The following is an 18578-nucleotide window of genomic DNA, read 5'->3' on the forward strand; positions in this document are numbered from 1 at the left end:
CGAGACCAGGACGTTGATAGGTCAGGTGTGGAAGTGCAGTAATGCATTAAGCTAACTGATACTAATTGCCCGTACGGCTTGTCCCTATAACCTTAGCAGGTTATGGTGAATAAGAAGTATGTTGTAACGTTCGTTGATACAACTTCATTACCTAAAATATTTACTACATAAACGATATAAATCGTTTATAATACTTCCTCCAGATTCTTGGCGGCGCTGAAGTTAAGCGACGCTAGTACAAGTCAATGCCTGATGACCATAGCAAGTTGGTACCACCCCTTCCCATCCCGAACAGGACCGTGAAACAACTCTGCGCCGATGATAGTGCTGCAACCAGTGTGAAAGTAGGTTATCGTCAGGCTAGTTATATGAAGAACCCCACCAAGTGATCTTGGTGGGGTTTTTTGCATTCCGGCTTGTTTTTTTAGTCTCAAAAAGAGGCATATAAGATACAGGCTAGATTTTGATCTAGGGAAACGAAAGGTGTACCATGTGTGCTTTCGTGCTTGCTTCATACCTCAATGAAAAATAAGACAGCTCCAACATTGCTGTACCGAGTCCTGGCGTCCGCCGGCGTCGTAGCAACCCTCTTTGCGCTCGCGCCGGCGCATGCCGACGAGATGGCCGATGTCAGCAAACTGGCCAAGGCCGGCAAGTTTGTCGAGGCACTGAACAAGACCAACGAATACCTGAGCAAGCACCCAGCGGATCCGCAAATGCGCTTCATGAAGGGCGTGCTGCTGACCGAGCAAAACAAGTCGGATGAGGCGATCGCGGTGTTCACCAAACTCACCGAAGATTACAAGGACCTGCCGGAACCGTATAACAACCTGGCCGTGCTGTACGCGGCCAACGGCCAGTACGACAAGGCGCGCGTGTCGCTGGAAAAAGCGATCCGTACCAATCCGAGCTACATGACGGCGTATGAAAACCTGGGCGACGTCTACGGCAAAATGGCCAGCCAGGCGTACGACAAGGCGCTGGCGCTCGGTTCGAACAATACGCCGCCGGCCAAGTCCAAGCTGACGCTGCTGCGGAACTTCTCCAGCAGCACCGGCGCCAAGTTCGGCGCGCCGGAGATCGCCGTACCAACGCCTGCATCCGCGCCTCAACAAGTGGCCCAGGCCGCTGCACCACGCGCGGCTGCGAATGCCGCGCCGCCGCTGATTTCGCAAATTCCTGCCGATACCGGCAAGTCGACTACGCTGCAACGCATACCGGCTTTGTCGGTGACGCCGCCTGCACCGACTCCGGCGCCGGCAGTCAAGGTGGCCGCAGCGCCTGCGCCTGCGCCTGTGCCAGTGCCGGTTGCCGCCAAGCCCGTCGCACCGGCACCTGTGCCTACGCCGGTCCCAGCCAAGCCTGCTGCGCCTGCGCCGGTGCTGGCCAAGGTTGAACCGCCGAAGCCGGCGCCTGCACCAGCACCCGCGCCAGTGAAAGCCGCACCGGTGGTGGTCGCCCAGGCCGAGCCGGTCAAGCCGGCCAAAGTGGAGCCACCAAAACCTGCCAAGCCCGAACCGGAAAAAGCCGCCAAGCCGGACACGTCCGAGCGCGATGCGGTACTGGCCCAGGTCCACGGCTGGGCCAAGGCCTGGACGACGCAGAATGTCGATTCCTACCTCGGTTATTACAGCCAGGAGTTCGAGCCGCCTAAAGGTTTGTCGCGCAAGGCCTGGGCCGATGAGCGCCGCGCCCGCATTGAAGGCAAGGGGCGCATCCACGTTGAAGTGGGCGGACCGGAAGTGGTTGTGAACGGCAATACGGCCAAAGTGACTTTCCGCCAGACCTATGAATCGGATCGCCTCACCGCCAGAAGCCGGAAGACACTCGTGCTGGTCAAAAATGGTGGAAAATGGCAGATTAAGCAGGAAGCCTCGGGTAGCTGATGTCACACTTTAGATTTTCGCAACACTGGCGTGCCAGTGGCTTGTTTTGCGTCCTCCTCCTCAGCGTGATGGGAGGGACGGTCAGTTACGCCGCAAAAAAGCCGGCGCGGGCGCCGGTCGTCCGTAAAGCCAATCCGGAAGAGCTGCTGTCCGATATCTACAAAGAACTGTCCCAGCACAATCTGCGTGTCGCCCAGCAGAAGGCCGATGCGCTGGTGGTTGCCTATCCCAATTTCCGCCTGGGCCACCTGGTCCGCGGCGACATCCTGTTGATGCATACCCGCGCCGTGAACGTGCTGGGTGCGGCCGTGCCGGAGGGCGAAGCGTCCAAGCTGGCCGACCTGCGGCGCGAAGCGACCGTACGCATGCAGGCCGAGCCTGGCCGGCCGTCGGCGGCGCTGCTGCCGCGCGCGCTGATGCAGATGCGCAAGGACCAGAAGCATGCGCTGATCGTCGACGCCAAGCATTCGCGCCTCTACCTGTACGAGAACCGCAACGACCAGATCCGCCTGCTGTCCGACTTCTACGTCAGCCAGGGCAAGCTGGGCATCAACAAGTTGAAGGAAGGCGATATGCGCACGCCGGTCGGCGTGTACTACATCATCGGCCACCTGCCGGGCGTGAAGCTGCCCGACATGTACGGCAAGGGCGCGCTGCCGCTCGATTATCCGAACGACTGGGACAAGGCGCAGGGCCGCAGCGGTTCCGGCATCTGGGTGCACGGCACGCCGCCGGAAACCTTCAGCCGTCCGCCGCTGTCGACCGATGGCTGCGTGGTGGTCAGCAACGACGACCTGAACACGCTGACCCGCACGGTAGAAATCGGCAAGACGCCGATCCTGATCGGTGACCAGGTCGAGTTCGTCAGCAAGGAACAAATGGAGCGCGATCTGCGGGTGGCCAGTTCGCTGGTGGAAGCCTGGCGGCGCGATGTCGAGAACCGCGACGACGCCGGTTTGCGCGCGCTGTATTCGCCGCGCTTCAAGTCGGCGGCCGACGAGGATGTGAATGCCTGGCTGGACAAGAATCGCTTCCTGCCCGGCGCCAAGAAGATCAGCGTGACCGTGAGCGAGCCGAGCTACTTCCGCCAGCCTAGCCAGGAAGAAGTCATCGTCAGCAATTTCACGCAGCAGATCGTGGTCGGCAAATACCGCCACGCGGTGCGCAAGAAGCAGTACTGGGCCAAGGAAGGCAAGAGCTGGAAGATCGTCGCCGAATCGAACGTCTAAAAAGAAAAGGCCCCGAAGGGCCTTGGTCTATCAGAAGTGGTAAGCCGCTTTGATTTCGACGAAGTTGACGCCGGTGTTAGGCTTCTTGTAGCCGCCATTCGAGAAGTGCTGGATCTTGCCGCCGATTTCCCAGTTGTTGTCGAACACGTAGCCGATGCCGATGTGGTCGCCGAACTGGAAGTGGGTCGATAAACGGTAGGTATCGTTATCGTACAGCTTGGACAGGCGGTGCACGCCGATGCCGCCTTCGTAGTAGATGCCCTTCTTGTTGTCGTTCTCGAAGCGGAACACCGGCGTGAAGCCTACGTCCCACAGGTGGGCGGTGTTGCCCGAAATATTCTGGTACTGGCTTTCCTTCCACAGACCGGCGCTGGCTTCCCAGTAGCCGCTCAGGTGCGTGCCGTTCGATTGGAACCAGCGTGCGCTCCAATCCTTGGCGGCGCTGAAGCGCACCATTTGTACCTTGGCGGCGTTGCCGTAGTCGATGGCCACGGAATCGACCAGTTTGTCATCTGCAAACGCGCCGTGCATGGCGATCAGTGCGGCTGCTGCTGCAATCATTTGTTTCGCGAACATAGTATCCTTGCAATGTAAATGCCATATCTCATATTCATACGGCTGGCTTGATTGTACCGGGGTTCGTGGAATAATTCCGGCGAGGCTGTTATTTTGATCATCTCAGGAGTTGGAATTGTCTACGCGAATTGCCTTTCTCGGTATTGGCTTGATGGGAGACCCGATGGTGCGGCGCCTGCTGGCGGCCGGCCACGCGGTGACGGTCTGGAACCGCACCTTCGCCAAGGCCGCTGCGCTGGCCGATGCCGGCGCGCAGGCAGAGGCGGCGCTGGCCGATGCGGTGCGCGATGCGGACATCGTCATCTCCATGCTGGAGGCCGGCCCCATCGTCGGCGCCGTGATGCGCGAGGCCTTGCCGGCGCTGGCGCCACGCGCTTTGTGGGTCGACATGAGCTCGACCCGTCAATCGGAAGCGCAGGAGTTCCATGCGCTGCTGGCCGAGCACGGCCGGCGCTTTGTCGATGCGCCGGTGTCCGGTGGCGTCGGTGGTGCGGCGGCCGGTACGCTGGCCATCATGGCGGGCGGCAGCGCGCAAGATTTCGCCGAGCTGGAGCCGGTGCTGGCGGCCATGGGCCGGCCTACCTTGGTGGGCCCGGCCGGCAGCGGCCAGGTGGCCAAGCTGTGCAACCAGCTGATCGTTGGCGCCACCATCAACATCGTGGCCGAGGCTTTGCTGCTGGCGCAGGCGGCCGGCGCCGATCCGGCGGCGATGCGGGCGGCGATACGCGGCGGTTTCGCCGAGAGCAAAATCCTCGACGTGCACGGCCAGCGCATGCTGGATAGGAATTTTGTCGCCGGCGGCCAGGTGAAGACGCAGTTGAAAGACCAGCGCAACATCCTGGCGGCGGCGCAAGCGGCGGGCATCACCCTGCCGGTGACGCAGCTGGTGACCGAGCGCTATCAGGCGCTGGTGGAGACGGTCCCGCAGGCCGATCATTCGGCGGCGCTGCTGGGACTGGAAGCCATCAATCCCGGACAGCGCGTCGGCACCGCCCCGGACAAGCTGGTTTAAGCGAGCGGCAGGCTCTTCTCGGCCAGGCGCACCCAGAAGCTGGCGCCAATCGGCAGCAGGTGGTCGTTGAAGTCGTAGCTGCCGTTGTGCAGCACGCACGGGCCGAGGCCGTGCCCGCCATCGCGGTGGTCGCCCTCGCCGTTGCCGATGAAGACGTAGCAGCCCGGCTTGGCCTGCAGGAAGAACGCGAAGTCTTCCGCGCCCATGGTCGGCTCGACCTGGTCGTCTACCTTGTCCGCGCCCACCACCGACTTCATCACCTCCACCGCGAATTTGGTCTCGGCCGGATGGTTGACCAGCGGCGGATAGTTGCGGCGGAACTTGAAGTCCACCTCGGCGCCGAACGCGGCCGCCGTGTGCTGGGCGATCTCGCCCATGCGCTGCTCGATCATGTCCAGCACCGGCTGGGTGAAGGTGCGCACCGTGCCGACCAGCTCCGCTTCATCGGGGATCACATTGGTAGCGCTGCCGGCGTGGATCTGCGTGATCGACAGCACGGCCGTGTCCAGCGGACTCTTCTGGCGACTGATGATGGTCTGCCAGCTCTGGGCGATCTGCACCGCCACCATCACCGGATCGATGCCCTTGTGCGGCTGGGCCGCGTGCGCCCCCTTGCCTTTGACGGTGACGTAAAACTCGTTGCTGGAGGCCATCATCGGCCCCTCGACCACGCTCATCGTGCCGACCGGCGCGCCCGGCCAGTTGTGCATGCCGTAGATCGCGTCCATCGGACATTGCTCGAACAGGCCGTCCTCGATCATGCGGCGCGCGCCGGCGCCGCCTTCCTCGGCCGGCTGGAAAATGAGGTAAACCGTTCCGTCGAAATTGCGGTGCTCGGCCAGGTGCTTGGCCGCTCCCAGCAGCATGGCGGTGTGGCCGTCGTGGCCGCAGGCGTGCATCTTGCCCGGATGGCGCGAGGCGTGGGCGAAGGTGTTCACTTCCTGCATCGGCAGCGCGTCCATGTCGGCGCGCAGGCCGATGGCGCGCTTGGAGCTGCCGTGCTTGATGATGCCGACCACGCCGGTCAGGCCCAGGCCGCGTATCACCGGGATGCCCCATTCGCTCAGCTTGTCGGCGACGACGTCGGAGGTGCGTTGTTCTTCGTAGCACAGCTCGGGATGGGCGTGCAGGTCACGCCGGATTTGCTGTATTTCAGATTGAAATGCAATGATGGGATCAACTAGTTTCATCTGCTTCTCCAAGATCGGGTTCGCTTGCCTTTTGGGCATCGAGAACAGCCATTGTAGCCCTTGTCGTGCAAACAAATCCAGAGTGGGGAGTATCGTCGCCGTATCGATTACCATACTGCTTTGCATCCACGTTTTTTAGGCGTTTGATATGACAACCACACAAGTCCGCGCGACCTGCCCGCATGACTGCCCCGACACCTGCGCGCTGCTGGTGACGGTCGAGGACGGCGTGGCCACCGCCGTCAAGGGCGACCCCGACCATCCGACCACCGCCGGCGTGCTGTGCACCAAGGTGGCGCGCTACACCGAGCGCACCTACCATGAAGACCGTTTGCTGCATCCGCTGCGCCGCGTCGGCAAAAAGGGCGAGGGCAAGTTCGAGCGCATCAGCTGGGACGAGGCGCTGGACACCATCGCAGCCAGGCTCAAAGCAATTGCCGCGCGCGCGCCGCAAGCGATCCTGCCGTACAGCTACTGCGGCACCATGGGGCTGGTGCAGGGCGAGTCGATGTCGTCGCGCTTCTTCAACCAGATCGGCGCCTCGCTGCTGGACCGCACCATCTGCGCGACGGCCGGCGCCACCGGCTACAAGTACACCATCGGCGCCTCGATCGGAACTGATCTGGAGCAGTTCCAGAACGCCAAGCTGATCCTGATTTGGGGCGGCAATCCGATCGCCTCCAACCTGCACTTCTGGACCCGCGCGCAGGAAGCCAAGCGCAACGGCGCCAAGCTGATCGCCATCGATCCCTACCGCTCGCTGACGGCGGAGAAGTGCCACCAGCACATCGCGCTGCTGCCCGGCACCGACGCCGCGCTGGCGCTGGGCCTGATGCATGTGCTGATCGCCGAGGACTTGCTCGACCACGACTACATCGCGCAGCACACGCTGGGCTACGAGCAACTGAAACAACGCGCGGCCGAATGGACGCCGGAACGCACCGCCGACACCTGCGGCATCAGCGCGGCCGAAGTGGTCGAGCTGGCGCGGCTGTACGGCGGCATGGCGCGCGCCGGCGAGCCGGTGGCGATCCGTACCAACTACGGGGTGCAGCGCGTGCGCGGCGGCGGCATGTCGGTGCGCAACATCGCCTGCCTGCCGGCGCTGGTGGGCGCGTGGCGCCATCCGGCCGGCGGCATCCAGCTGTCGTCCAGTGGCTCGTTCCCGACCAACAAGGCGGCGCTGCAACGGCCGGACCTGCTGAAGAGCCAGCCGCGCATCATCAACATGACCACCATCGGCGACGACCTGCTGCGCCCGACATCGCCGGAGTTCGGGCCGGAAGTGGAGGCGGTGATCGTCTACAACGCCAACCCGCTGGCGATCGCGCCGGATTCGGCCAAGGTCATGGCCGGCTTCGCGCGCGAGGACTTGTTCACCGTGGTGCTGGAGCACTTCCAGACCGACACCGTGGACTACGCCGACATCGTGCTGCCGGCCACCACCCAGCTGGAGCACGTCGACACGCACACCGCTTACGGCCACCTGTACATGATGGCCAACAACGCCGCCATCGCGCCGATGGGCGAGGCCAAGGCCAACACTGAAATCTTCCGTCTGCTGGCGGCGCGCATGGGCTTCGACGATCCCTGCTTCCAGGACAGCGACGACCAGCTGGCGGCGATGGCCTTCAACGCCCAGGACGTGCGCGCCGTCAACTTCGATTGGGATTCGCTGAAGCAAAAGGGCTGGCAGAAACTCAACGTGCCGGACGCGCCGTTCGCGCACGGCGGCTTCCCCACGCCATCCGGCAAGTGCGAGTTTTATTCCGCCGCGATGGCGGCCGACGGCCTCGATCCGCTGCCCGCGTATCTGCCGCCGTACGAATCGGTGGCCAGCAATCCGGAACTGGCTAAACGATATCCGCTGGCGATGATTTCTCCGCCGGCGCGCAACTTCCTCAACTCCACTTTCGTCAACGTCAAGAGCCTGCGTTCGGCGGAGGGCGAGCCGCACCTGGACATCCATCCGGCCGACAGCGCGGCGCGCGGCATCGCCGACGGCGACATGGTGCGCATCTTCAATGACCGCGGCACTTTCATCGCCAAGGCGCGCGTCACGGACAAGGCGCGCGCAGGCCTCGTTGTAGGCTTGTCAGTATGGTGGAAAAAACTAGGCAGGGATGGTAAAAACGCCAATGAGGTTACCAGCCAACAGTTGACTGATATGGGCCGCGCACCAACTTTTTACGATACACTGGTACAAGTCGAAAGAGTCGCTGCTTGAAGGTAATGTATGCGCAATATAGCCCGCAGAATCGTCCGCGCCAGGTACTGGGTGGCGGCGGGCTGCGCGGCCCTCTTGCTGGCTGGCTGCGCGCAACTCAAGTACTACATGCAAGCCGCCCAGGGCCAGTATGCGCTGTGGTCGGACGCCCGTCCGATTGAAGACTGGCTGGGCGATCCGTCCACCGACCCCCAACTCAAGGCCCGCCTGGAAAAAGCGTTGTTAATACGCCGCTTCGCCGTCAAGGAACTGGGCCTGCCCGACAACGCCAGCTACAAGAACTACGCCGCGCTGACGCGCCCCTTCGTGCTGTGGAATGTGGTGGCGACGCCGGAGCTGTCGCTGCGTCCGATCCAGTGGTGCTTCCCGATCGCCGGTTGCGTCAGCTATCGTGGCTACTACAGCAAGGAAGACGCGATGGCCTACGCCGACGAGCTGCGCAAGGAGAAAGACGACGTGCAGGTCGGCGGCGTGCCGGCCTATTCCACGCTGGGCTGGTTCAGCGATCCGCTGCTGTCGACCTTCATCAACTATTCCGACGCCGAGCTGGCGCGCATGGTGTTCCACGAGCTGGCGCACCAGGTGGTCTATGTGCAGGGCGATTCGCAGTTCAACGAAGGCTTCGCGACGGCGGTGGAGGAGGCCGGCGTGGCGCGCTGGCTGGAGCTGTACGGCACCGATCCGATGCGCGAGGCCTACACCCGCTACAACGCGCGCCGCCAGGACTTCCTCGAACTGCTGGTGCAGCACCGGAAGATGCTGGCCGACACCTACGCCGGCAAAACCAGCACCCGCCACAAGCGGGCCGAGAAGGCGCGCATCTTCGCCCACCTGAAAACCGAGTACCAGAAGTTGAAGGACAGCTGGGGCGGCTACGCCGGCTACGACCGCTGGTTTGCCGAGCCGCTGACCAACGCCCACCTCAGCGCTGTGGGAACTTACCACGATTATCTGCCCGCCTTCCGTTCGTTGTTAAAGCAAGAACGAACGTTCGTGCGATTTTATGGTGCAGTGCAAAAATTAGCTTCTCTTGATCTAGTTCAACGTCAGCAGCAGTTGCAGCAACTGGGTCGCCCGGTAATGCTCAACGCGGAGACCGCCAAGGAGCCGGACACCGCACCGGAAGGCATGCATTGATGTTGCAGCGCAACATAAAAAGCCGTTAGAAGCCGCGTTCAAATATGGTTAAATGCGCTTGCGTCTGAGCTTGCTGCCCGATAGCATCGTCATAAGTAGGCTCCGGAAGTTCGCATCAGACGAATCCCCGACCCTGAACCGGCACTGTGCGCCGGACCTTACAACGATAATTCGAGACACGAGGCACAGGATGGAAAAAATCTGGTTGAAGTCGTACCCGCCCGGCATGCTGACGGAGATCGACACGAGCCAATACCGCTCGCTGGTGCAATTGATGGAAGAATCCTTCCACAAGTTCGCAGACCGCAACGCCTACGTCTGCATGGACAAGTTCCTCACCTATGCCGAAGTGGATGCTTATTCCAAGCGCCTGGGCGCCTGGCTGCAAAGCCGCGGCATGAAGAAGGGCGCGCGCGTCGCCGTCATGATGCCGAACGTGTTGCAGTATCCGATCGCCATCGCCGCCATCCTGCGCGCCGGCTACACCGTGGTCAACATCAACCCGCTGTACACGCCGCGTGAACTGGAGCACCAGCTCAACGACTCGGGCAGCGAAGCCATCCTGATCCTGGAAAATTTTGCGACCACGCTGGAGCAGGTGCTGGGCCGCACGCAGGTCAAGCACATCGTGGTGGCCAGCATGGGCGAGCTGCTCGGCGGCCTCAAGGGCGCGCTGGTCAACTTCGTGGTGCGCAGCATCAAGAAGATGGTGCCGCCGTTCTCGCTGCCGAACGCGGTGCGCTTCAAGGACGCGCTGTCGCAAGGCGGCCGCATGAAGCTGACGCCGGTGTCGCTCGAGCCCACCGATCCGGCCTTCCTGCAATACACGGGCGGCACCACCGGTGTCTCCAAGGGCGCCACGCTGACGCACCGCAACCTGGTGGCCAACCTGCTGCAGAACGAGGCCTGGTCCAAGCCGGCGCTGGGCAATGTGAGCGAGCAGATCACCATCGTCTGCGCGCTGCCGCTGTACCACATCTTCGCGCTGACCTGCTGCGCGATGTGGGGCACGCGCGTCGGCGCGCTGAACATCCTGATCCCGAATCCGCGCGACATCGGCGGCTTCATCAAGGAACTGAGCAAGTACAGGTTCAACATGCTGCCGGCGGTGAACACGCTGTACAACGCGCTGCTGAACCATCCGTCGTTCGGCAACCTGGACTTCTCGGCGCTGAAGATCTGCAACGGCGGCGGCATGGCGGTGCAGCAGGCCGTCAACGATAAATGGCAGAAGGTGACGGGCGTGTCCATCATCGAAGGCTATGGCTTGTCCGAGACGTCGCCGGTGGCTACCTGCAACCGCGCCGACAGCTCGGCCTTCACCGGCACCATCGGTTTGCCGGTACCGTCGACCGACATCGCTATCCTCGATGACGACGGCAATGAAGTGGCGCTGGGCCAGCCGGGCGAGATCGCGATCCGCGGTCCGCAGGTGATGGCCGGCTACTGGAACCGTCCGGACGAAACCGCCAAGGTCATGACGGCCGACGGCTATTTCAAATCCGGCGACGTCGGCGTGATGGACGAGAACGGCTTCGTGAAGATCGTCGACCGCAAGAAGGACATGATCCTGGTGTCCGGCTTCAACGTCTATCCGAACGAGCTGGAAGGCGTGATCGCGCTCCACCCCGGCGTGCTGGAGTGCGCGTGCATCGGCGTGCCGGACGAGCACTCGGGCGAGGCGGTCAAGGTCTTCGTGGTCCGCAAGGATCCGAACCTGACGGTCGAGCAGTTGATGGCCTATTGCAAAGAACAATTTACCGGCTATAAAAAGCCAAAATATATCGAGTTCCGCGAGGAGCTGCCCAAAACCAACGTCGGGAAAATCCTGCGGCGCATGCTGCGCGATGAACCTCCCGGCCAGAACAAGAAAGCTGCGTAAGACATGGAAAAAATTTGGCTGAAGTCCTACCCCGAAGGCGTGCCCGCCGAGATCGACAGCACGCAGTACCGCTCGGTGACGCACCTGCTGGAAGAATCGTTCCGCAAGTATGCCGACCGCAACGCCTACGTGTGCATGGACAAGTTCCTGACCTACGGCGAGCTCGACAAGCTGTCGCTGCAAATGGGCGCCTGGCTGCAAAGCAAGGGCCTGAAGCCGGGCGCGCGCGTGGCGATCATGCTGCCGAACGTGCTGCAATATCCGGTGGCGATGGCGGCCATCCTGCGCGCCGGCTACACGGTGGTCAACGTCAATCCGCTGTACACGCCGCGCGAGTTGCAGCACCAGCTGGTGGACTCCGGTTCGGAGGCGATCATCGTGCTGGAAAACTTCGCCACCACGGTGGAGCAGGTGGTGGCGCACACCCAGGTCAAGCAAGTCATCGTCGCCACCATGGGCGACATGTTGGGCGCGCTGAAGGGCACGCTGGTCAACTTCGTGGTCCGCAACGTCAAGAAGATGGTGCCGTCGTTCTCGCTGCCGAACGCCGTCTCGTTCAAGCAGGTGCTGGCCGAGGGTGCGCGCCTGACGCTCAATCCGGTCAAGCAGGGGCATGACGACATCGCCTTCCTGCAATACACCGGCGGCACCACCGGCGTCTCCAAGGGCGCCGTGCTGCTGCACCGTAACATCATCGCCAACGTGCTGCAGAACGAAGCGTGGCTGCAATTCAAGCCGCAGGCCGAGCAGCTGGTGTTTGTGTGCGCGCTGCCGCTGTACCACATCTACTCGCTGACCATCAGCTCCTTCATGGGCATGCGCATGGGCGGCATGAATTTGCTGGTGCCGAATCCGCGCGACATCCCCGGCTTCGTCAAAGAGCTGGCCAAGTACCGCGTGGCCGTGTTCCCTGCGGTGAACACGCTGTACAACGCGCTGCTCAACAACGCCGAGTTCGCCAAGCTGGACTTCTCGTCTTACTCGGTCTGCAACGGCGGCGGCATGGCGGTGCAGCAGGCCGTGGCCGACCGCTGGCTCAAGCTGACCGGCACGCCGATCATCGAAGGCTACGGCATGTCGGAAACCTCGCCGGTGGCCACCGCCAACCGTGTCGACATCAAGGAATTCACCGGCACCATCGGCCTGCCGATTCCATCGACCGACGTTTGCATCCTGGACGACGACGGCAACGCACTGCCGCTGGGCGCGACCGGCGAGATCGCCATCCGCGGCCCGCAGGTGATGGCCGGCTACTGGAACCGTCCGGATGAAACCGCCAAGTCGATGACGGCCGACGGCTTCTTCAAGACCGGCGACGTCGGCATCATGAACGAGCAGGGCTTCACCCGCATCGTCGACCGCAAGAAGGACATGATCATCGTGTCCGGCTTCAACGTGTATCCGAACGAAGTGGAAGGCGTGGTGGCGTCGCATCCGGGCGTGCTGGAAGTGGCGTGCATCGGCGTGCCGGACAAGAACTCGGGCGAGGCCGTCAAGTTGTTCGTGGTGCGCAAGGATCCGAACCTGACCGCCGAGCAGCTGCTGGACTTCTGCAAGCACGAACTGACCGCGTACAAGAAGCCGAAGTACATCGAGTTCCGTGACGAGCTGCCGAAGACCAACGTCGGCAAGATCCTGCGCCGTCAGCTGCGCGACGAAAAAGTCGCAGCATAACAAGAGAAAATCGCCTGCTGAGACAGGCGATTTTTTTATCTAGTGGTGGTCCGAACGCGGCCCTTTCTTGATGCAAGCGAGCCGCTTTTCCTTCATGGCCGCGGCCAGCCGCTGCCGCACCTCATGATCGTGATCGATATATCCCTCGACGTTGGCCTTGCGGGCGCAATCGGCCCAGTGCTGGTCGTCGACGTCCTGCAGCCTTTCAAACTCGGCCAGTGACAGCATGACCACGGGATCGTGATCAGGCTTCTCTACGACTATGGTCTGCGTCAGGGCCCGGTGCAAATAGCTATCGAGCTCCTGCGCAATTTCGCTCTCTGTGACTTTCAACATGTAGCGCCTCCATACGGTGATGGTCTAGCCAGTATAGGCCGTGCGCGCTTCATTGCAAGACGCCGGCGGCGCTCAGCCCGCATAAGGCTCGCCGTTCTTCAGATACTTCTGAATCGACTCCAGCCGGCTGTTATATATGGCGCTGGTGGGCGAGATCCAGCTGCCTTCGCCATATTCGTTCCAGGCGCAGATGAAGGTGATGCCTCCGGTGGTGTCCGTGTTGCCGGCATGCGCGGTCGAGACCTGCGCGCAATGCTGGGCGAACTGTTGCGGCGTCGGCAGGCAATGCTGCGCCAGCGCATCGCTGGCCTGCCAGGGGCTGTCGTCGAAGCCGGCCATCAGGGTTGGCCACCAGGTAGTTTTTCCATGCGTGAAATCGCGCATCGATGAGATGTAGAAATTGTATTGGGACACGGCCGTGCTCATCATCTCGGCGTAAGACGTCAGCTTGACCTGCGCGGCCCCCACCCACTTGCTGCGGATGTTATAGACATACATGCCCTGTACCGTCTCGCACATCCCCCAGCTGCCGATGTCCGAGGTGCCGACCACCAGGTGCATAGCCTGGGTGAAGGTGCCGGTGATGCCGGACGTCGAGATTCCGGCCGGCTGGTTCGCCAGCGCGTTGTTCTTCACCCGCGCAGCGTTGCGCAGGCCGGTGATGCCGCCGGTATTGTCGTTATGGACCAGGACGTTGGCGACGATATTGTGGCAGTCCTGCAGGAAGGCGTCGTGCACCAGCTGCGCTTCGCCCTTGGCGTATTTATAGTCGGACGCCAGGCCTTTGGTCGCGTAAATGATGCGGTCTATTTGCTCGACGCTGTAGATCGCGAATACCGGCTTGCCGTTGATCCTCCAATAGGATGGGTCCGCCATATGCAGGGCTGCCCTGCGGACGCCTTCGAAGAAGTATTCGCGCGTATCCTGCGGCGGATCGTTGCTGGCGTTGGAGTTGTTCGACCATTGCAGGAAGAAGGACATCCGGTCCTTGTGCGGCGAATTTTTGAAGTTAATCACCGGGTAGTTCAAGAATTCGTCGCGGAACCAGTTCATCGCGAAAACGTTAATGCCGTACTGGCTGGCGGTCAGGATCTCCTCATCCAGATAGTGCTGCGCCATCTGGTTGGAATCGTCCTCCGTTTGCAGCGTCAGCGGAAAGCGCTCGGGAAAAAGTCCCATCCGGTGAGTGACCTTGGGGCGGTCGGCGGTGGGATACGTACCCCACGGATTGTCGCCATGTATCCAGCGCTGACTCCCATCCATCGGGTTGCACCAGCCACCGAAATAGGCGGCCACCAAAGTACGCGTGGGCGTGACCGGAACGGCGCCGGCTTTGCCCGCTGGTACCAGCGCGCTCAGCGCTGTGGCGCCGGCGCCCAGCATTAGTTGTCGTTTCTTGGATTGCATGCGATGTCCTGTGGAATGGGGAGGGAGGGCTGCAATCCATTCTAGCACCGCAATTGTTATTTTTATATCTTTGCCTATCGAACATCCGCCAGTCCGGCACGGCCGTCGCGCACCAGGAAGCTGGCGATGGTCTTGATGGGGCTGGCTGCGTTGTGGACGTCGTCCAAAGCCAGGAACAGCGTGGTGGTGTCGGCCGGCGTGATGTTGAGCAGCATGAAGCCGCGCTTGTCGCTGCGGCCGTACTTGATGCTGTGGTTCATGGCGACGTACTGCTCGGTGCGCGCCTGAGGACGCGACGGCGACGTCACCGAGGTGCCGACGAACTCGGTGGCGATGACGGGATTGGCGGCCGAACGCGGACGCGCGGGAATGCGGTTGAGCTCGGCCGCGAAAAAGCTGTGGACGTCGCCGCCCAGTATCAGCGGATTGGCGGCCTTGCTGGCGTGCAGCGCGTCGAACAGGCGCTGGCGCGCCGCCGGGTAGCCGTCCCAGCCGTCGGTCCAGAAGCGGCCGTCGGATTCATTGATGATGGGCACCTGGCTGTTTTGCGCCATCAGCGTTTGCTGGGCCAGGATGTTCCAGCGCGCCGCCGACGAGGCCAGGCCTTGCTCCAGCCAGCGCTGCTGTTCCGCGCCCAGCATGGTGCGGCCGGGATCGGCCAGCGCCGGGCACTCGCGCCTGAGCACCGAGCTGGAGCCGCCGCGTCCGGCCGGCGTGCAGGCATGGTGGGAGCGGTACTGGCGGTCGTCCAGCACGTGGAAGCGCGCCAGCCGGCCCCAGTCGTAGCGCTGGTACATGCGCAGGTGGGCGAAGTCGGCCGGCGGCAAACGCAGCGGCATGTGTTCGTAGAAGGCTTGATAGGCGGCCGCGCGGCGCTCGGGAAAGCGCGGGTCCAGCCGCTCGTCGCGATCGCCGCCGTAGTCGTTGGCCACCTCGTGGTCGTCCCAGGTCACGATCCACGGCGCGGCCAGATGGGCGGCCTGCAAATCGCGGTCGGTCTTGTACTGGGCGTAGCGGGCGCGGTAATCGGCCAGCGAGAAGCTCTCAGCGGTCCGTAGCGCGGTTTGCGGATGCGTCAGCTGATACGGGCCCCACTCGTAGATGTAATCGCCCAGGAAGGCCACCAGATCGGGCGCGGCGGCCGCGATGTGGCGGTGCGCGCCGTAGCTGCCGAACTCCCAGTGCTGGCAGGAGGCCACGGCCAGCTTCAGCTGCTCCGGCAGGGCGTTGGCGGCGGGCGCGGTGCGCGTGCGGCCGATCGGGCTGACGGCGTCACCGAGCATGAAGCGGTACCAGTACCAGCGCGCCGGCGCCAGGCCGGTGACGTCGACATGCACGCTGTGCGCCAGCTCCGGCGCGGCGCTGGCCGTGCCCTTGGCGACGATGCGGCTGAAGCGCTCGTCCTCCGACACTTCCCAGCGCACGCTGAAGGCCAGCGGCGGCGTGGCGGCCGCGTTGAGCGGATCGTGCAGGATGCGGGTCCAGATGACGACGGCGTCCGGCAGCGGCGAGCCGGAGGCGACGCCGAGGCTGAACGGATAGGCGTTGCTGGCGCTGGCAGGCGCGCTGCCGCAGGAGGCGGCCAGCGCGGCGAGGCGGCTGGCGGTGAGGAGAAATGCGCGGCGAGGCTGCTGCATGCCGCGCCGGATCAGGAACGGATCAGCGTTTCGATCGGCGGCACCTTGCGCGGCTTGCGGTCCGAGTCGGTGGCGACGTAGGTCAGCGTGGCCTCGGTGACCTTAACGGTGCAGGCCTGCAGGCGGTTGCGCTCGGCGAACACCTCGACGTTGACGGTAATGGACGTATTGCCAACCTTGACAATATCAGCATAAAACGACAGCAGGTCGCCCACGAACACCGGGTTCTTGAACACGAAGGAGTTCACCGAGATGGTCGCCACGCGGCCGTTGGCGCGGCGGGTGGCCGGCAGCGAGCCTGCGATGTCGACCTGGGCCATGATCCAGCCGCCGAACACGTCGCCGTAGACGTTGGCGTCGGATGGCGCCGGCATCATGCGCAATTCCGGCATTTTCCCGGCGGGCAGGCCGCGGTTGACGGTTTCGGCTTTGATGGAGGTGGGATTTTCGGGGGAGGTCATCGTGAATTCTCTTGAAGGGCTACAATCACCGGGATTGAACCATAAAAAGCCGATATCCGCCATGCGACGTACTACGTACTCCCCGAACACCCCGCCAGCCGACGCCAGCAACGCCGCCCCTGCGCGCAGCGACATGGCGACGCTGAAAACACTCTTCCCTTACCTGTGGGTCTACAAATGGCGCGTGCTGCTGGCGTTGGGCTGCCTGATCGGCGCCAAGCTGGCCAACGTCGGCGTGCCGGTCGTGATGAAGCGCCTGATCGACAGCCTGAGCATCTCGCCCTCGCATCCACAGGCGCTGCTGGTGCTGCCGCTTGGAGCGCTGGTGGCCTACGGCGTACTGCGTGTGTCGACCACCTTGTTCACCGAGCTGCGCGAGTTCCTGTTCGCGCGCGTCACGCAGCGCGCGGTGCGCACCATCGCGCTGCAGGTGTTCCGCCATCTGCACGCGCTGTCGCTGCGCTTCCACCTGAACCGCCAGACCGGCGGCATGACGCGCGACATCGAACGCGGCACGCGCGCCGTCGGTTCGCTGATCTCCTACACGCTGTTCAACATCCTGCCGACGCTGGTGGAGATCACGCTGGTGCTGGGCTACCTCGTCACGCACTACGACATCTGGTTCTCGGTGATCACCTTCGTCGCGCTGGTGACGTACATCTCGTTCACCATCTTCGTCACCGACTGGCGCACGCACTTCCGCCGCACCATGAACGAGCTGGATTCGAAGGCCAACACCAAGGCCATCGATTCGCTGATCAACTACGAGACCGTCAAGTACTTCGGCAACGAAGACTACGAAGCGCGTCGCTATGACGAAGGCTTGCAGCGCTACGAATCGGCCGCCGTCAAATCGCAGACGTCGCTGTCGCTGCTGAACACCGGACAGTCGCTGATCATCGCCACCGCCGTTACGCTGATCCTGTGGCGCGCCACGCAAGGCGTCATCGACGGCAAGATGACGCTGGGTGACCTGGTGCTGGTGAACTCCTTCATGATCCAGTTGTACATACCGCTCAACTTCCTCGGCGTGATCTACCGCGAGATCAAGCAAAGCCTGGCCGACATGGAGAAGCTGTTCTCGCTGCTGGACCAGAACCGCGAAGTGGCCGACTCGCCGGACGCGCAGCCGCTGATCACGCATGGCGCGCAGGTGCGCTTCAACCACGTGGACTTCAGCTACGAAGCCAAGCGCCAGATCCTGTTCGACGTGGACTTCACCATCGCTCCGGGCACGACGACGGCGGTGGTGGGCCACAGTGGTTCGGGCAAGTCGACCTTGTCGCGGTTGCTGTTCCGCTTCTACGAAGTCAACGCCGGCGGCATCACCATCGACGGACAGGACCTGCGCACCGTTACGCAGGACACGCTGCGCCACGCGATCGGCATCGTGCCGCAGGATACGGTGCTGTTCAACGACACCATCGAATACAACATCGCCTACGGCCAGCCCGGCGCGACCAAGGAGCAGATCGTGGCGGCGGCGCGCGCGGCCTCCATCCACGACTTCATCGACAGCCTGCCGGACGGCTACGCCACCATGGTCGGCGAGCGCGGTCTCAAACTTTCCGGCGGCGAGAAGCAGCGCGTGGCGATCGCCCGCACGCTGTTGAAAAATCCCGCCATCCTGATCTTCGACGAAGCCACGTCCGCGCTGGACTCCAAGGCCGAACAGGCGATCCAGGCGCAGTTGAAGGAAATCGCCAAGAGCCGCACGACGATGGTGATCGCGCACCGCCTGTCCACGGTGGCGGACGCGCAGCAGATCCTGGTGCTGGACCACGGCCGCATCGTCGAACGCGGCACGCACCAGTCGCTGCTGGCGGCGGACGGCCTGTACGCGCAGATGTGGCAACGGCAGCAGGCCAAGGCCGATGAAGAATTGGCGTCGTCCCCCGACGACGTCGTGGATGCAGTCTAACTA

Annotated in this window: 14 protein-coding genes and 2 rRNA genes; 10 read left to right on the forward strand and 6 right to left on the reverse strand. The window is 62.9% G+C overall.

Features of this window, described 5'->3' with window-relative positions; translation table 11 throughout:
• The 4 genes from RUGAMON1_RS16090 to RUGAMON1_RS16105 form a co-directional block, all read left to right on the forward strand.
• Positions 1 to 86 (forward strand): 23S ribosomal RNA (locus RUGAMON1_RS16090); the annotation flags it as partial.
• A gap of 162 nt (positions 87 to 248) precedes the next feature.
• A 5S ribosomal RNA gene (gene rrf / locus RUGAMON1_RS16095) occupies positions 249 to 361 on the forward strand.
• Positions 362 to 521: 160 nt separating this feature from the next.
• Positions 522 to 1886, forward strand: coding sequence for a L,D-transpeptidase Cds6 family protein (locus tag RUGAMON1_RS16100; protein WP_445231446.1), 1365 nt, complete (start codon positions 522 to 524; stop codon positions 1884 to 1886).
• A 41-nt stretch (positions 1887 to 1927) separates the two neighbouring features.
• The gene (locus tag RUGAMON1_RS16105; protein WP_445231447.1) at positions 1928 to 3115 is read left to right on the forward strand and encodes a L,D-transpeptidase family protein; all 1188 of its coding nucleotides are present in this window, start codon (positions 1928 to 1930) and stop codon (positions 3113 to 3115) included.
• Between the two features lie 30 nt (positions 3116 to 3145).
• Here the strand turns inward: RUGAMON1_RS16105 and RUGAMON1_RS16110 are convergent, their stop codons facing one another.
• The gene (locus RUGAMON1_RS16110; protein ID WP_445231448.1) at positions 3146 to 3691 is read right to left on the reverse strand and encodes an acyloxyacyl hydrolase; all 546 of its coding nucleotides are present in this window, start codon (positions 3689 to 3691) and stop codon (positions 3146 to 3148) included.
• Between the two features lie 115 nt (positions 3692 to 3806).
• Between RUGAMON1_RS16110 and RUGAMON1_RS16115 the strand changes: the two genes are divergently transcribed.
• A complete protein-coding gene (locus tag RUGAMON1_RS16115) occupies positions 3807 to 4703 on the forward strand; it encodes an NAD(P)-dependent oxidoreductase (protein WP_445231449.1) in 897 nt (298 codons plus the stop codon).
• Here the strand turns inward: RUGAMON1_RS16115 and RUGAMON1_RS16120 are convergent.
• Positions 4700 to 5893, reverse strand: a complete 1194-nt coding sequence (locus tag RUGAMON1_RS16120) for a M20 aminoacylase family protein (protein ID WP_445231450.1) — start codon at positions 5891 to 5893, stop codon at positions 4700 to 4702. The genes RUGAMON1_RS16115 and RUGAMON1_RS16120 overlap by 4 nt on opposite strands.
• A 148-nt stretch (positions 5894 to 6041) precedes the next feature.
• On the opposite strand from RUGAMON1_RS16120, the gene RUGAMON1_RS16125 reads away from it, so the two are divergent.
• The 4 genes from RUGAMON1_RS16125 (at position 6042) to RUGAMON1_RS16140 (ending at position 12813) form a co-directional block, all read left to right on the forward strand.
• Positions 6042 to 8120 carry a molybdopterin-containing oxidoreductase family protein gene (locus RUGAMON1_RS16125; RefSeq protein ID WP_445231451.1) on the forward strand — a complete coding sequence of 693 codons (2079 nt, stop codon included), beginning with the start codon at positions 6042 to 6044 and terminating at the stop codon, positions 8118 to 8120.
• 9 nt (positions 8121 to 8129) lie between these two features.
• Positions 8130 to 9257, forward strand: a complete 1128-nt coding sequence (locus RUGAMON1_RS16130) for an aminopeptidase (RefSeq protein WP_445231452.1) — start codon at positions 8130 to 8132, stop codon at positions 9255 to 9257.
• 190 nt (positions 9258 to 9447) lie between these two features.
• Positions 9448 to 11139: a long-chain-fatty-acid--CoA ligase gene (locus RUGAMON1_RS16135; protein ID WP_445231453.1), complete on the forward strand. Its 1692-nt coding sequence runs from the start codon at positions 9448 to 9450 to the stop codon at positions 11137 to 11139.
• A gap of 3 nt (positions 11140 to 11142) precedes the next feature.
• On the forward strand, positions 11143 to 12813 hold the full coding sequence (locus RUGAMON1_RS16140; RefSeq protein WP_445231454.1) for a long-chain-fatty-acid--CoA ligase: 1671 nt from the start codon (positions 11143 to 11145) through the stop codon (positions 12811 to 12813).
• Between the two features lie 39 nt (positions 12814 to 12852).
• Here the strand turns inward: RUGAMON1_RS16140 and RUGAMON1_RS16145 are convergent, their stop codons facing one another.
• The 4 genes from RUGAMON1_RS16145 to RUGAMON1_RS16160 all read right to left on the reverse strand — a co-directional run bounded on the left by RUGAMON1_RS16145 (position 12853) and on the right by RUGAMON1_RS16160 (position 16654).
• Complete coding sequence (locus tag RUGAMON1_RS16145) at positions 12853 to 13149, reverse strand: hypothetical protein (protein WP_445231455.1); 297 nt, start codon at positions 13147 to 13149, stop codon at positions 12853 to 12855.
• 72 nt (positions 13150 to 13221) lie between these two features.
• Entirely contained in the window at positions 13222 to 14556 is a 1335-nt protein-coding gene (locus RUGAMON1_RS16150; RefSeq protein ID WP_445231456.1) for a glycoside hydrolase family 99-like domain-containing protein, read from the reverse strand.
• A 74-nt stretch (positions 14557 to 14630) separates the two neighbouring features.
• Positions 14631 to 16193, reverse strand: coding sequence for an alkaline phosphatase D family protein (locus RUGAMON1_RS16155; RefSeq protein ID WP_445231457.1), 1563 nt, complete (start codon positions 16191 to 16193; stop codon positions 14631 to 14633).
• A gap of 11 nt (positions 16194 to 16204) precedes the next feature.
• The gene (locus tag RUGAMON1_RS16160; RefSeq protein WP_445231458.1) at positions 16205 to 16654 is read right to left on the reverse strand and encodes an acyl-CoA thioesterase; all 450 of its coding nucleotides are present in this window, start codon (positions 16652 to 16654) and stop codon (positions 16205 to 16207) included.
• Between the two features lie 61 nt (positions 16655 to 16715).
• Between RUGAMON1_RS16160 and RUGAMON1_RS16165 the strand changes: the two genes are divergently transcribed.
• A complete protein-coding gene (locus RUGAMON1_RS16165; protein ID WP_445231459.1) occupies positions 16716 to 18575 on the forward strand; it encodes an ABCB family ABC transporter ATP-binding protein/permease in 1860 nt (619 codons plus the stop codon).
• Positions 18576 to 18578 lie beyond the last annotated feature (3 nt).

Source organism: Duganella rhizosphaerae (genome assembly GCF_040364205.1).
Lineage (GTDB): Bacteria > Pseudomonadota > Gammaproteobacteria > Burkholderiales > Burkholderiaceae_D > Rugamonas > Rugamonas rhizosphaerae.

What these genes read in the sequence shown, in the direction of transcription:
- RUGAMON1_RS16155 (WP_445231457.1), bottom strand. Translation starts at nt 16,193, where the DNA reads ATGCAGCAGCCTCGCCGCGCATTTCTCCTCACCGCCAGCCGCCTCGCC.
- RUGAMON1_RS16165 (WP_445231459.1), top strand. Translation starts at nt 16,716, where the DNA reads ATGCGACGTACTACGTACTCCCCGAACACCCCGCCAGCCGACGCCAGC.
- RUGAMON1_RS16140 (WP_445231454.1), top strand. Translation starts at nt 11,143, where the DNA reads ATGGAAAAAATTTGGCTGAAGTCCTACCCCGAAGGCGTGCCCGCCGAG.
- RUGAMON1_RS16110 (WP_445231448.1), bottom strand. Translation starts at nt 3,691, where the DNA reads ATGTTCGCGAAACAAATGATTGCAGCAGCAGCCGCACTGATCGCCATG.
- RUGAMON1_RS16125 (WP_445231451.1), top strand. Translation starts at nt 6,042, where the DNA reads ATGACAACCACACAAGTCCGCGCGACCTGCCCGCATGACTGCCCCGAC.
- RUGAMON1_RS16160 (WP_445231458.1), bottom strand. Translation starts at nt 16,654, where the DNA reads ATGACCTCCCCCGAAAATCCCACCTCCATCAAAGCCGAAACCGTCAAC.
- RUGAMON1_RS16145 (WP_445231455.1), bottom strand. Translation starts at nt 13,149, where the DNA reads ATGTTGAAAGTCACAGAGAGCGAAATTGCGCAGGAGCTCGATAGCTAT.
- RUGAMON1_RS16135 (WP_445231453.1), top strand. Translation starts at nt 9,448, where the DNA reads ATGGAAAAAATCTGGTTGAAGTCGTACCCGCCCGGCATGCTGACGGAG.
- RUGAMON1_RS16130 (WP_445231452.1), top strand. Translation starts at nt 8,130, where the DNA reads ATGCGCAATATAGCCCGCAGAATCGTCCGCGCCAGGTACTGGGTGGCG.
- RUGAMON1_RS16150 (WP_445231456.1), bottom strand. Translation starts at nt 14,556, where the DNA reads ATGCAATCCAAGAAACGACAACTAATGCTGGGCGCCGGCGCCACAGCG.
- RUGAMON1_RS16100 (WP_445231446.1), top strand. Translation starts at nt 522, where the DNA reads ATGAAAAATAAGACAGCTCCAACATTGCTGTACCGAGTCCTGGCGTCC.
- RUGAMON1_RS16120 (WP_445231450.1), bottom strand. Translation starts at nt 5,893, where the DNA reads ATGAAACTAGTTGATCCCATCATTGCATTTCAATCTGAAATACAGCAA.